The sequence below is a fragment of the Streptomyces antioxidans genome, assembly GCF_000968685.2.
In the GTDB taxonomy this organism is placed as follows: Bacteria; Actinomycetota; Actinomycetes; order Streptomycetales; family Streptomycetaceae; genus Streptomyces; species Streptomyces antioxidans.
Genome location: NZ_LAKD02000043.1, coordinates 121,857 through 135,219, shown reverse-complemented (window position 1 = coordinate 135,219; position 13,363 = coordinate 121,857). Strand labels below are relative to the sequence as shown.

General features: G+C 72.3%; 11 protein-coding genes. 6 read left to right on the top strand and 5 right to left on the bottom strand.

Annotated elements, in window-relative coordinates; genetic code table 11:
- Window positions 1–325: 325 nt before the first annotated feature.
- The gene (locus VT50_RS18035; protein WP_079343848.1) at window positions 326–1,738 is read left to right on the top strand and encodes a family 2B encapsulin nanocompartment shell protein; all 1,413 of its coding nucleotides are present in this window, start codon (window positions 326–328) and stop codon (window positions 1,736–1,738) included.
- Between the two features lie 87 nt (window positions 1,739–1,825).
- Complete coding sequence (locus tag VT50_RS18030) at window positions 1,826–3,214, top strand: family 2B encapsulin nanocompartment shell protein (RefSeq protein ID WP_046090973.1); 1,389 nt, start codon at window positions 1,826–1,828, stop codon at window positions 3,212–3,214.
- A 39-nt stretch (window positions 3,215–3,253) separates the two neighbouring features.
- Here VT50_RS18030 and VT50_RS18025 read toward each other — a convergent pair whose 3' ends face one another.
- From VT50_RS18025 to VT50_RS18005, 5 genes are all read right to left on the bottom strand, one after another.
- Window positions 3,254–3,448, bottom strand: coding sequence for a hypothetical protein (locus VT50_RS18025; protein WP_020866016.1), 195 nt, complete (start codon window positions 3,446–3,448; stop codon window positions 3,254–3,256).
- 164 nt (window positions 3,449–3,612) lie between these two features.
- Complete coding sequence (locus VT50_RS18020; RefSeq protein WP_240529200.1) at window positions 3,613–5,130, bottom strand: GMC family oxidoreductase; 1,518 nt, start codon at window positions 5,128–5,130, stop codon at window positions 3,613–3,615.
- 188 nt (window positions 5,131–5,318) lie between these two features.
- A complete protein-coding gene (locus tag VT50_RS18015) occupies window positions 5,319–6,470 on the bottom strand; it encodes an acyl-CoA dehydrogenase family protein (protein WP_046090971.1) in 1,152 nt (383 codons plus the stop codon).
- A complete protein-coding gene (locus VT50_RS18010; protein WP_046090970.1) occupies window positions 6,467–7,672 on the bottom strand; it encodes an acyl-CoA dehydrogenase family protein in 1,206 nt (401 codons plus the stop codon). The genes VT50_RS18015 and VT50_RS18010 overlap by 4 nt, the downstream gene beginning before the upstream one ends.
- Window positions 7,669–8,673, bottom strand: coding sequence for an NADPH:quinone oxidoreductase family protein (locus VT50_RS18005; RefSeq protein ID WP_075200593.1), 1,005 nt, complete (start codon window positions 8,671–8,673; stop codon window positions 7,669–7,671). The genes VT50_RS18010 and VT50_RS18005 overlap by 4 nt, the downstream gene beginning before the upstream one ends.
- 241 nt (window positions 8,674–8,914) lie before the next feature.
- Here VT50_RS18005 and egtA point away from each other — a divergent pair, with 241 nt between their 5' ends.
- From egtA to egtD, 4 genes are read left to right on the top strand one after another with little or no spacing between them, the layout of a single operon-like run.
- Window positions 8,915–10,180 carry an ergothioneine biosynthesis glutamate--cysteine ligase EgtA gene (gene egtA / locus VT50_RS18000; protein WP_046090968.1) on the top strand — a complete coding sequence of 422 codons (1,266 nt, stop codon included), beginning with the start codon at window positions 8,915–8,917 and terminating at the stop codon, window positions 10,178–10,180.
- Complete coding sequence (egtB, locus tag VT50_RS17995; protein WP_046090967.1) at window positions 10,177–11,505, top strand: ergothioneine biosynthesis protein EgtB; 1,329 nt, start codon at window positions 10,177–10,179, stop codon at window positions 11,503–11,505. The genes egtA and egtB overlap by 4 nt, the downstream gene beginning before the upstream one ends.
- Window positions 11,505–12,260, top strand: coding sequence for an ergothioneine biosynthesis protein EgtC (egtC, locus tag VT50_RS17990; protein ID WP_046090966.1), 756 nt, complete (start codon window positions 11,505–11,507; stop codon window positions 12,258–12,260). Before egtB ends, egtC begins: the two co-directional genes overlap by 1 nt.
- Complete coding sequence (gene egtD, locus VT50_RS17985; protein ID WP_046090965.1) at window positions 12,257–13,222, top strand: L-histidine N(alpha)-methyltransferase; 966 nt, start codon at window positions 12,257–12,259, stop codon at window positions 13,220–13,222. Before egtC ends, egtD begins: the two co-directional genes overlap by 4 nt.
- The last annotated feature ends 141 nt before the right edge of the window (window positions 13,223–13,363 follow it).

The following is a 13,363-nucleotide window of genomic DNA, read 5'->3' as shown; positions in this document are numbered from 1 at the left end:
CGTACGCCCAAAGGGCAGTACCGTGCGAAGAGTTCCACGGGTGGTCCCCGGCCATTTCCTCGCCGTTCCCACGGTGCCTGGGCGGTGGCGGCGGTGTTCGTGGGGGGCGCGCAGCGGATGCGCGCGCCGGGTGGGCGGGCGGGGAGGGCCGTGCCATCGGCCCCGCGACGCATTCGGAATGTTTACCCGTCGGCGACCGCCGCCATAACCCTCACCCGGGCACTCTTTTGAGTGAATGCAAAAGCCCAAAGTCCGCTGCTAGCTTGGCAGTTGCATGAGCGGAATTTCCCTTCAAGGTCCGTACAGGGATGGGTGAGCATTCACGATGACGACGTCCGTTGAACCGGGTTCCGGTACCGACATTTCGCAGCCGCAGTTGAGCCTCGGCACGGCGGCCGCGCGGAATCTGGCGACGACGACCAAATCCGTTCCGCAAATGCAGGGCCTCACCTCGCGGTGGCTGCTGCGGATGCTGCCGTGGGTGCAGGTTCCGGGTGGTTCCTACCGGGTGAACCGCCGGGCGTCCCATACGCTCGGGGACGGCCGGGTGGAGTTCACCACCACCGGATCGCAGGTGCGGGTCATCCCGGTAGAGCTGCGCGAGCTGCCGCTGCTGCGGCGGTTCGAGGACACCGCGGTGCTCGTGGCCCTGGCGGACCGCTTCGTCCAGCGGGAGTTCGCACCCGGCGATGTGCTGGTGGAGGCCGGGCGCCCGGCCGATGAGCTCCTCCTGATCGCCCACGGCAAGGTCGACGAATTGACCGAGGGCGCGTTCGACGAGCCCTCGGTGGTCGGCTCGGCCGCCGGTGGCGACCACATCGGGGAGCCGGAGCTGACCGCCGCCGAGGCAGGCACCTGGGGCATCACCGTGAGGGCCGTGACGTCCTGCACGGTGCTGGCCCTGCCCCGGCAGGAGTTCGAGGAGCAGTTGGACCGCTCACCCGAGCTGCGCGCGCATGTGGAGGCGGTGCGCTCGGCACCCGAGACCGAGCGGAACGAGCACGGGGAGGCGGCTATCGCGCTGACCTCGGGACACTCGGGCGAGCCGGTCCTGCCGGGCACCTTCGCGGAGTACGAGCTGGCGCCGCGGGAGTACGAGCTGAGCGTGGCCCAGACCGTGCTGCGCGTCCACACCCGCGTCGCCGACCTCTACAACGACCCCATGAACCAGGTCGAGCAGCAACTCCGCCTCACCATCGAGGCCCTGCGCGAGCGCCAGGAACACGAGCTCATCAACAACCCCGAGATCGGCCTCCTGCACAACGCCGACCTGTCCCAGCGCATCCACACCCGAGGCGGCCCGCCCACCCCCGACGACCTCGACGCGCTGCTGGCCACCGTCTGGAAGGACCCGGGGCTGATCCTGGCGCATCCGCGCGCCATCGCGGCGATCGGGCGGCAGTTCAACAGCCGTGGCATCTCCCCGCAGCCCACGGAGGTGAACGGGCATGCGCTGCCGGCCTGGCGGGGCGTGCCCATCCTGCCGTGCAACAAGATCCCGGTCTCCGGGAGCGGGGTGAGCTCGATTCTCGTTCTGCGCACCGGGGAGGAGAATCAGGGGGTCATCGGACTGCACCGCACCGGAATTCCGGACGAATACCAGCCGAGTCTCTCGGTGCGGTTCATGGGAATCAGCGAGCAGGCCATCATCTCGTATCTCGTCAGCGCCTACTATTCCGCGGCCGTGCTCGTCCCGGACGCGCTCGGAATTCTGGAGAACGTGGAAGTCGGGCTCTGAATCCGCCCGACGGACCCTGACGTCCGCTCGGGCCCATGGCCTTCGCATACCTTCCCGAAGATCTACCGAAATGGGTGATGAGCACTTATGACCACCTCCGTGGAGTCCGGTGAGCAGCCGCTGAGTCTGGGCACGGCCGCCGCACGGAATCTGGCGACCACCACCAAGTCCGTTCCGCAGATGCAGGCCATCTCCTCCCGGTGGCTGCTGCGCGTCCTCCCCTGGGTCCAGGTGTCGGCCGGTACGTACCGGGTGAACCGCCGGCTGACCTATACGGTCGGGGACGGACGGGTGGAGTTCATCACCACCGGATCACAGGTGCGGGTCATCCCGCCGGAGCTGGGCGAGCTGCCGACGCTGCGCGGCTTCGGGGACGGCTCAGTGCTGGAGTCGCTGGCCGACGGCTGTGTCCAGCGCGAGTACGCGCCGGGGGATGTGCTGGTGGAGGCGGGCCGCCCGGCCGACCAGGTGTTCCTGATCGCCCATGGCAAGGTCCGCCAGATCGCCCCCGGCGCGTATGACGAGGGCAGCACGCTGGCGGTGCTGGCCGACGGGGAGTACTTCGGCGACGCGGTCCTGACCGGTCCGGAGCACATCTGGGAGTTCACCGCCCGGGCCGTCACCCGGACCACGGTGCTCACCCTCCCCCGCCGTGTCGTCCAGGAGGCCGCCGACCGCTCCGCGTCACTGCGCGACCATCTCCAGGGGGTCGTCGAGCGGACCGCGCCCGCTCAGAACCGGCGCGGTGAGGCCGATATCGCCATCGCGTCCGGCCACTCGGGCGAACCGGCCCTGCCGGGCACCTTCGTGGACTACGAGCTGGCGCCGCGGGAGTACGAACTGAGCGTGGCCCAGACCGTGCTGCGCGTCCACACCCGCGTCGCCGACCTCTACAACGACCCCATGAACCAGGTCGAGCAGCAACTCCGCCTCACCATCGAGGCCCTGCGCGAGCGCCAGGAACACGAGCTCATCAACAACCCCGAGATCGGCCTCCTGCACAACGCCGACCTCTCCCAGCGCATCCACACCCGAGGCGGCCCGCCCACCCCCGATGACCTCGACGAGCTGCTGGCCCGTCGCCGCAAGACCCAGTATCTGCTGGCGCATCCGCGCACCATCGCCGCCTTCGGGCGGGAGTGCAGCAGCCGTGGTCTGTATCCGCAGGGCGTCGAGGTGGCCGGGGTCGCGGTGCGGTCATGGCGTGGGGTTCCGCTGCTGCCCTGCAACAAGATCCCGGTCAGTGAGTCCGGCACCAGCTCGATTCTGGCGATGCGCACCGGGGAGGAGAGCCAGGGGGTCATCGGGCTGCACCAGACCGGCATCCCGGATGAGTACGAGCCCAGTCTGAACGTCCGGTTCATGGGCATCAGCGAGCAGGCCGTGGCGTCCTATCTGGTGTCCGCCTACTACTCGGCGGCGATTCTGGTGCCCGATGCGGTCGGTGTGCTGGAGGACGTCGAGATCGGCCGCTGAGCCCGGCGGCCGTCAGAGACCGGTCACCGCGGGCGTGGATCAGGGACGGACGCTGCTGACCACGTCCGCGGTGGCTGCCAGCCCCTCGGAGATGGTGGGCGCCACGCTGCTGCTCGCCAGATAGAAGCCCAGCGTCACACAGACCAGCGCATGGGAGATACGCAGTCCGCCACTGCGGAGAAACACCACCGTGAGGATCAGAAGCAGCAGGACCACGGAGATGGAAATGGCCATGGGGAGCCTCCTCGGCCACTACGGAGCATCGGAATCCGGCCGTCAGTGTGGCCCAGAATCGCCCCTGGACCGCCGTCAGCTGGTGCTCCATACGGGTGCCGATCTGCTGTTCGGTTACTCCTCGGGGGGCGCCCCTCCGTGCCGGGCGGGCGTGGCGAACCCGTTCAGGCGTCGGCGCGGATCAGCTCGGCGGCCATCTCTCCGATCATGACGCAGGAAGCGTTGGTGTTGGCCGAGACGATCGACGGCATGATCGACCCATCGGCGACCCGCAGCCCCTCGACGCCCCGGACGCGCAGCCGGGGGTCCACCACCGATTGCGCGTCCCCGCCCATCCGGCAGGTGCCGACGTGGTGGAAGTAGGTGCCGGTGTTCTCGCGGACGAAGTCGGCCAGTCCGTCCCGGCCGCTCACCCCGGGGCCGGGCAGCAGCTCGCGCGGCTGCCATTCCTCGAACGCGTCGGTGGCCACCAGCGACCGGGCCAGTTCGACTCCCTGGATCAGGGTGGCGAGGTCCCTTCCGTCGCTGAGGTAGCCGGGGTCGATCAGCGGCCGGTCCTCGGGGTCCGCTCCGGAGAGCCGGACCGTGCCCCGGCTGTGGGGCTGCATCGCGGCGGCCGTCAGGGTGAAGCTGTTCGGCGGGAACGGCAGCAGCCTCGGGTGGAACGGGATGTGAAAGAGGAACACCTCGAGGTCGGGGCGGGGCAGCGCGGGGTCGGTCCTGGTGAACAGGGCCGCCTCGGCGGTGGTCAGCGGGGGCGGCGGCAGCGGGGTGCCCGCCTCGTGGACCAGCCCGACCAGGGGGTGGTCCTGCAGATTGGCCCCCACCTCGGGGGAGTCCACCAGCACCGGGACGCCCACATCGCGCAGATGGCCGGCCGGGCCGATTCCGGAGAGCATCAGCAGCTTGGGCGAGTCCACCGAGCCCGCGCACACGATGACCTCACGCGCCGCCCGCACCCGCCGTGCCACACCACTGGAGCCCGCGTATTCCACGCCGACGCAGCGGGTGCCCTCGAAGAGCAGCCGATGTGCACGGGCCTCGGTGCGCACGGTGAGGTGGGGGCGGTCCATGGCCGGATCGAGATAGGCGACCGCCGTGCTCTGGCGGCGCCCCTCGTGGATGGTCCACTCATGGCGTCCGGCGCCGTCGCTCTCCTCGCCGTTGAAGTCGTCGTTGTAGGGATGGCCGAGTTCCTTGGCGGCGTCGAGGAAGGCGGTGCTCAGCGGGTTGGGCGTCTCGGCCCGGCTGAGCCGCAGCGGCCCGCCGGTACCGCGGAAGCGTGGGTCACGGCCCTCGGTGTGTTCCAGGGCGCGGAAGGTCTCCAGCACCGAGGCGGCGTCCCAGCCGGTGCAGCCGTCGGCCGCCCAGGCGTCGAAGGTGCCGAGGTGGCCGCGGACATAGGTCATCACGTTGATGCTGCTGGAGCCGCCGAGCGCCTTGCCGCGCGCGGCGGCCTGCTCATGCCCGGCCAGGCCGGGCTGCGGGACGGTGGTGTAGCCCCAGTCGTGCTCACCGCCGATGAGGGTGAACCACGCGGTGGGGTCGTGGATCTGCGCGGCCGCGTCGTCCTTCCCGGCCTCCAGCAGCAGCACCCGTACGTCCCGGGCTTCCGTCAGCCGGGCCGCCACCACGGCACCCGCCGAGCCCGCCCCCACCACGATGTAGTCGAAGTCGCTCATCATGTGCCCCCGTTCCGGACTCACCCGACGTGCCGCACAGCTGTTCGGCACTGTAGTGGCGTGATCGCGGAACGGGGGCGGGTTCGCCGGATCCGGCGGATCAGCGGATGGGTCACCGCCGGTCAGCCGGTGGAGCCGCCGCCGGTCAAACCGGTCACCGCCGGTCAGCCGGTGGAGCCGCCTTCCGGTCAGCCGGTGGGAACCGGCAGATCCACCAGTCCGGCGAGCGCCTGCCGGTGGCGGCCGGGGGTGCCCAGCGCGATCTCGTCGCTCTTGGCCCGCTTGAGATACAGATGCGCCGGGTGCTCCCAGGTCATGCCGATGCCACCGTGCAACTGAACGCACTCCTCGGCCGCGTGCACCGCCACCCCGGCGCAGTGCGCCTGGGCCACGGCCACCGCGACCGGTGTGTCCGGGCTGCCCGTGGCGAGTGCGTCGGCGGCGTACCGGGCGGTGGCGCGCGCCGAGACCAGCTCCAGCCAGAGCGCGGCCATGCGGTGCTTGAGCGCCTGGAACGAGCCGATGGGGCGCCCGAACTGATGGCGCTCCTTGGTGTGGCGGACGGTCTCGGTCAGACACCATTCGGCCACCCCCAGCTGTTCGGAGGCGAGCAGCCCGGCCCCGGTCAGCAGCGCCCCTCCGATGGCCGCCCCGGCCCGGTCGGCCCCGGCCAGCCGGCGGGCCGGGGCACCGGTGAGGGTCACCGTGGCGAGCGGGCGGGTGAGGTCGAGCGAGGTGAGGGGTTCGACGGTGACGGTGGTCTCGGCGGTCTCCACGGCGTACAGCCCGTGGCCGTCCGCGCCGGCGGCGGGGACGAGCAGCACATCGGCGCCCGCCGCGCCCGCGACACCGGAGACCTGACCGCTGAGCGTGGTGTCGCCGTCGGCCCGTACGGTCGCGGCGGGCGTGCCGGACCCGCCGCCGGGCGCCACGGCGACGGTGGACAGCGGCACCGCGAGGGCGCCGACCGTACGGCCTTCGCCGACCGCGCGGAGCAGCCGGGCCACGGCCTCCTGGTCGGTGTCGCAGCCGAGCAGGGCGCCGGCGGCGAGTACGGCGCTGGTGAGGTAGGGCACGGGGGCGACGGCGCGGCCGAGCTCCTCCATCACCACCGCCGCCTCCCGGGCGGTGGCGCCCTGGCCGCCGAGCTTGTCCGGCACCAGCAGCCCCGCGGTGCCCATCTCGGCACCCAGCGCGCGCCACAGCGCCGCGTCGTAGGCCCGGCCGCTCTCGGCCTCGGAGAGCACCGTGGCGGGCGGGCAACGGTCGGTGAGCAACGACCGTACGGCCGCGCGCAGATCGTCCTCCGCCTCGGAGTAGAGCAGGTCGGCGGCGCTCATCGGGGCAGGTCCTTCCACGGGAGGTCCTTGTCGGTCCGCGGCTCGGGCGGCAGGCCCAGGACGCGTTCGGCGATGATGTTGAGCAGCACCTCCGAGGTGCCGCCCTCGATGGAGTTGCCCTTGGCGCGCAGATAGCGGTAGCCGGCCTCGCGCCCGGTGAAGTCCACCAGTTCGGGGCGGCGCAGCGTCCAGTCGTCGTAGAGCAGCCCCTCCTCCCCCAGCAATTCCACCTCCAGCGCGCTGATGTGCTGGTTGAGGCGGGCGAAGGCGAGCTTCATGGCCGAGCCCTCGGGGCCGGGCTGGCCGACCGCGAGCTGCTGGCGCAGCCGCTCCCCCGCGAGCCGGGCCGCCTCGGACTCCACCCACAGCCGCAGCAGCCGCTGGTGGAGGTCGTGGGTGCGCAGCTCGGGGCGGTCCCGCCAGGTGTCCGCGACGAGGCCGATCATGCCGCCCTCGCGGGGGACCCGGCCGCCGCCGATGGCGACCCGCTCGTTCATCAGGGTGGTCTGGGCGACGCGCCAGCCCTCGCCGGGCTCGCCCAGCCGCCGGCTGTCGGGGATCCGCACACCGGTGAGGAAGACCTCGTTGAACTCCGCCTCGCCGGTGATCTGGCGCAGTGGCCGCACCTCGACCCCGGGGTCGGTCATATCGCAGATGAAGTAGCTGATGCCGCGATGTTTGGGCTGGTCGGGGTCGGTGCGGGCGATGAGGATGGCCCAGCGGGCGAGATGGGCGCTTGAGGTCCAGACCTTCTGTCCGTCGACCACCCAGTCCTCGCCGTCGCGCACCGCCCGGGTGGCCAGCGCCGCGAGGTCGGATCCGGCGCCGGGCTCGCTGAACAGCTGGCACCACACCTCCTCGCCGGTCCACAGCGGGCGCAGCAGCCGCTCCCGCTGCTCGTCGGTGCCGAAGCCGAGGATGGTGGGGGCGGCCATGCCGAGGCCGATGCCGATGCGGCGGGGGTCGTTGTCGGGCGCCCCCGCGGCCGCCAGCTCGGCGTCAACGACGGCCTGAAGGGAGCGCGGGGCGTCCAACCCGCCGAGTCCGGCCGGGTAGTGCACCCAGGCGAGCCCGGCGTCGAAGCGGGCGCGCAGAAAGTCCAGGCGGTCGGTGGTGGCGGGCGGATGGGCGTCCAGGAGTTCGCGGACGCGGCGGCGCAGCTCGTCGGCGTCCACGGCGGGGCGGTGCCCGGTGGTGCTCATCGGGCCCCTCCGGGGGTCTGCCCGGGGACGACGACCACACGGCCGGTGGTCACGCCGTCGGCGACGCGCTGGACGGCGCCGGCCGCGTCCTGCAGCGATACGCGCTCGCTGACCAGCGGTTTGACGGTGCCCTGTGCGGCGAGCTTGGTCAGCTCCTCGTGGCAGGCGCGGATCGCGGCCGGGTCGTGGGTGTTGTACAGGCCCCAGTGGAGGCCGAGGATGGCGTAGTTCTTGACCAGGGCGTGGTTGAGGGCGGCCTGGGGGACGACGCCGCTGGCGAAGCCGACGACCACGATGCGGCCCTCGAAGGCGATGCACTTGACGGACTTGACGAAGGCGTCGCCGCCGACCGGGTCGTAGACGACGTCCGCGCCGCGTCCGCCGGTGGCCTCCTTGACGGCCGCCACGATGTCGTCGGCGCGCCGGTCGAGGACGAGGTCGCAGCCGAGCTCGCGGGCGACCCGGGCCTTGTCCGCGCCGCCGACGACGCCGATCACGGTGGCCCCGGCCGCCTTGCCGAGCTGGACGGCCGCGCTGCCGACCCCGCCCGCGGCGGCGTGCACCAGAAGCGTCTCGCCGGACTGGATGCGGGCCCTGCGGTGCAGGCCGAACCAGCCGGTCTGGTAGCCGATGTGCAGCGCCGCGGCCTCGGCGTCGTCCAGGGCGTCGGGCGCGGGCAGCGCGGCCGACGCCTCCACGGGCACCAGTTCGGCGAAGCCGCCCGCGGGGAGCGTGGGGGTGGCCAGGACGCGGGAGCCGACCTCGCCCTCGGCGCCCTCGCCGACGGCGACGACCTCCCCGCACACCTCGACGCCGGGGGTGAACGGCAGGGGCGGCCGCACCTGGTACTGGCCACGGCACAGCAGGGCGTCGGGGAAGTTGACGTTGACGGCCCCGACCCGCAGCAGCAGCTGTCCCGGTCCCGCCGGAGGGTCCGGCACCTCGTCGAGGCGCATGACCTCACCGGGCTCGCCATTGTCGTGCACTCGCCATGCCTGCATCCGGTGGCCTCCACAAACGGATCGTCGGAACGCGGTACCGCGCCGGGTCGCACATACTAACCAGTCGGTAGGAAGAGCGGAACCGCCGCCACCGTCAGCCATCCTGACCTGCCCGCCCGGCGGCCGATGAACTCCTGTGCAACTCTGGAGGCACCCTTGAGCCCGGCGCGTCGGCGGTAAAGAGTGGACGGCGACATATCGGCTCGTTTCCCGGCGAGCCGATGCCGGAACGGGACGGGAGATGACGACTGTGCCCGACGACAAGGCGATCAGCGAGGCCGAGATGGAGGCCAGGCTGCACGGCATCTGTTTCAAGACCGGGCCGCCGCGCCGCATCGGAGTCGAACTCGAATGGCTCATGTACGACCCGCACGACCCCGCACGACCCATCGAGGCGGCCCGGCTCGAAGCCGCGGTCACCGCCCTGCGCGGACTGCCGCTGCGGTCCGCCATCACCTTCGAACCCGGCGGTCAGGTGGAGCTCAGCTCCCTCCCGGCCGACTCCCTCACCGCGTGTGTGGAGTCCGCGGCCGCCGATCTGGTTCTCGTACGTTCCCTGCTCACCGGCCTCGGCCTCGGTCTCGCCGGTCACGGACATGACCCCTGGCGCCCACCGAGACGCTTCCTCACCACGCCCCGGTACGACTGCATGGAGACCTACTTCGACCGCCGGGGTCCGGCCGGGCGCTCCATGATGTGCAACACCGCCTCGGTGCAGGTCTGCGTGGACGCCGGGCACGAGGAACCCGGACCGCTCGGCATGGCACGGCGCTGGCGGCTCGCCCATCTGCTGGGCGCGGTGCTCACCGCCGCGTTCGCCAACTCGCCGCTGCGCCAGGGCCGCCCCACGGGCTACCGCTCCACCCGGCAGGCGCTGTGGACGGCGATGGAGCCCGCCCGCACCCACGCCCCGGCCGACGGCCGGGATCCGCGCACGGCCTGGGCCCACTACGTGCTGGACGCGCCCGTGATGGCCATCCGGGACGAGAAGACGCCGTGGGCGGTGCCGTCCGGGGTGCCCTTCCGCCAGTGGGCCCGGACGGGGCTGCCCCGGCCACCCACCCATGACGACCTCGACTTCCACATCTCCACGCTCTTTCCCCCCGTCCGCCCGCGCGGCCATCTGGAACTGCGCATGATCGACGCGCAGAGCGGCGAGGACGGATGGATCGTCCCGCTCGCCGTCACGGTGGCGCTGTTCGACGATCCCGCGGCCGCCGAAACGGTCTACCGGGTGGTGAAACCGCTCGCCGAGACGGCGGGCGCCCGCCCCGCACCGGGCAATCCGCTGTGGCGCGCCGCGGCCCGCCACGGTCTGGCCGACCCCGAGCTGCGCACCGCCGCCGTCAGCTGCTTCAGCACGGCGCTGGACGCACTGCCGCGCATCGGCGCCTCCCCCGCCATCACCGCCGCCGTCGCCGACTTCAACGACCGCTATGTGCTCCGCGGCCGATGTCCGGCCGACGATCTGCTCGCTCCCTTCACCGGTAAGGAGGGACGGTCATGACCGCCCCCGATTCCGAGCTCACCATCGACCCCGAGGCGCTGCGGCTGCGCGCCGAGAAGGCGCTGCGCACCGCGCGCGACCGCACCCACACCCTCACCACCTGCGTGGACGAGCACGACCTCACCGCCCAGCACTCCCCGCTGATGTCCCCGCTGGTGTGGGACCTGGCGCACATCGGCAACCAGGAGGAGCAGTGGCTGCTGCGCGCGGTCGGCGGAGGTGACGCCCTGCGCCCCGAGATCGACTCGATCTACGACGCCTTCGCGCATCCCCGCGCCGAGCGCCCCACCCTGCCGCTGCTGGCGCCCGCCGAGGCCCGCGGCTATGTCCACGAGGTGCGCGGCCGGGTGCTGGACATCCTGGAGCGGATCGAGCTGCGCGGCGCCCCGCTGGTCGACGCGGGCTTCGCCTTCGGCATGATCGCCCAGCATGAGCAGCAGCACGACGAGACGATGCTCATCACCCACCAGCTGCGCCGTGGACCCGCCGCGCTCACCGCCCCGCCGCCGCCCGCCCCGGAGGACGGCGCGGCCCTGCCGGATGAGGTGCTGATACCGGGCGGCCCGTTCACCATGGGCACCTCGTCCGAGCCCTGGGCCCTGGACAACGAGCGGCCCGCGCACCACCGGCTGGTCCCGGCCTTCCACATCGACACCGCTCCGGTGACCAACGGCGCGTACGAGCGGTTCATCGCGGACGGCGGCTACACCGAGCCGCGCTGGTGGAGCGCCGACGGCTGGGCGTACATCCAGGAACACGGCATCGCCGCCCCGCTGTTCTGGCGCCGCGAGGGCGGACAGTGGCTGCGCCGGCGGTTCGGGGTGACGGAGCCGGTGCCGCCGGAGGAGCCGGTGGTGCATGTGAGCTGGTACGAGGCGGACGCCTACGCCCGCTGGGCGGGGCGGCGGCTGCCGGCCGAGGAGGAGTGGGAGAAGGCCGCCCGCCATGACCCGGAGAGCCGCCGGTCCCGGCGCTACCCGTGGGGCGACGACGACCCCACGCCGGAGCACGCCAACCTTGGCCAGCGCCATCTGCGGCCCGCTGCGGCCGGAAGCTATCCGCGGGGCGCATCGCCGCTGGGGGTGCGGCAGCTGATCGGCGATGTGTGGGAGTGGACCTCCAGCGACTTCCTGCCCTATCCGGGGTTCCGCGCCTTTCCGTACCGCGAGTACTCGGAGGTGTTCTTCGGCCCGGCGCACAAGGTGCTGCGCGGCGGCTCCTTCGCGGTGGCCGAGGTCGCCTGCCGGGGCACGTTCCGCAACTGGGACCTGCCGGTGCGCCGCCAGATCTTCTCCGGCTTCCGCACCGCGCGGGACGCGTCCTGATGTGCCGGCACCTGGCGTACCTCGGCCCGTCGGTCCCCATCGGCGAGGTGGTCACGGCGCCCCCGGACAGTCTGTTCCGGCAGTCGTGGGCGCCACGGCGGCAGGCGCACGGCACGGTCAACGCCGACGGGTTCGGCGTCGGCTGGTACGCGCCGGGCGACCCGGTGCCCGCGCGCTACCGGCGCTCCGGGCCCATCTGGGGCGACCTGTCGTTCGCCGACCTGGCCCGCGTGGTGCGCACGGGGGCGCTGATGGCCGCCGTGAGGGATGCCACCGAGGCGAGCGCGGACGGCGAGGCGGGGGCCTCGCCGTTCGCCTCCGGGACCTGGCTGTTCAGTCACAACGGAGCGCTGCGCGACTGGCCGCACGCGGTCGCGGACCTCGCCGCCGCCCTGCCACCCGCGGATCTGCTCGGCCTGGAGGCCCGGTGCGACTCGGCGTTCGTCTGGGCGCTGGTGCTGCACCGGCTGCGGCTGGGCCAGGCGCCGCCGGAGGCGTTGGCCGAGGCCGTCGAGCGACTGGCCGACGCCGCCCCCGGCTCACGGCTCAATCTGCTGCTCATGGACGGCGAGACCATCGCCGCCACCGCCTGGGGCGACACGCTGTGGTACCTGACAGATCCGGACCGGGGCGTGGCCGTGGCCTCCGAGCCGTACGACCAGGACCCCGGCTGGACCGAGGTCCCCGACCGCACCCTGCTCACCGCCACCCGTACCGATGTACTGCTCACCGCACTCAAGGAGGCTTCCCGTTGAGCCCCTTCACCGTCACCCGCACCCTGCCCGCCGATGCCACCACGGCCGCGCTGCGCGCCGATGTGGCCGAGGGGCTGACCAGCACCCCGAAACAGCTTCCGCCCAAGTGGTTCTACGACGCCCGGGGCAGCGCGCTCTTCGAAGAGATCACCCGGCTGCCCGAGTACTACCCGACCCGTGCCGAGCGGGAGATCCTCGTTGCCCGCGCGGCGGAGATCGCCGACGCCACCGGGGCCCGCACCCTTGTCGAACTGGGCTCCGGCTCCTCCGAGAAGACCCACCACCTGATCCGGGCACTGCCGGATCTGCGCGTCTACGTTCCCGTCGACGTGAGCGAGAGCGCGCTGGAACTGGCCGGGGAGGCCCTGCTGGCCGAGCATCCACGGCTGATGGTGCACGCGCTGGTGGCCGACTTCATGGACGGGCTCGCGCTGCCCGATGACACCCCGGGGCCGAGGCTGCTGGCGTTCCTCGGGGGCACGATCGGCAATCTGCTGCCCGCTGAGCGTGCGGCCTTCTTCGCCTCGGTGAGCGAACTGCTCGCACCCGGCGACGCGCTGCTGCTCGGCACCGACCTGGTCAAGAACGAGGCCACCCTCGTCTCCGCCTACGACGACGACCAGGGGGTCACCGCGGCGTTCAACAAGAACGTGCTGACGGTGCTCAACCGCGAACTGGGCGCCGACTTCGACCCCTCCGACTTCGACCACGTGGCGGTGTGGAACGCCGAGGAGGAATGGGTCGAGATGCGGCTCAGGGCCCGTAAGGAGCTCACCGCGAAGATCCCCGCCATGGATCTCGCGGTGCACTTCACGGCCGGGGAGGAGGTCCGCACCGAGGTGTCCGCCAAGTTCCGGGAGGGGAAGGTGCGGGCCGAACTGGCCGCCGCGGGAATGGAGTCGCGGCGCTGGTGGACCGACGCGGAGGGCCGCTTCGCGGTGTCGCTCGCAGTGCGCCGGTGACTCCTCGCCAGATCGTGGCACGCCGCCGCCCGCGACCGTCGGTCGCGGGCGGCGGCTCGCTCCGGGCCGTACGGCGCGCCCGGAAGCCGGGGCGGGCCGGTCACCCTGTGTCCCACCCGAACCACCGACCGGATTACTGTG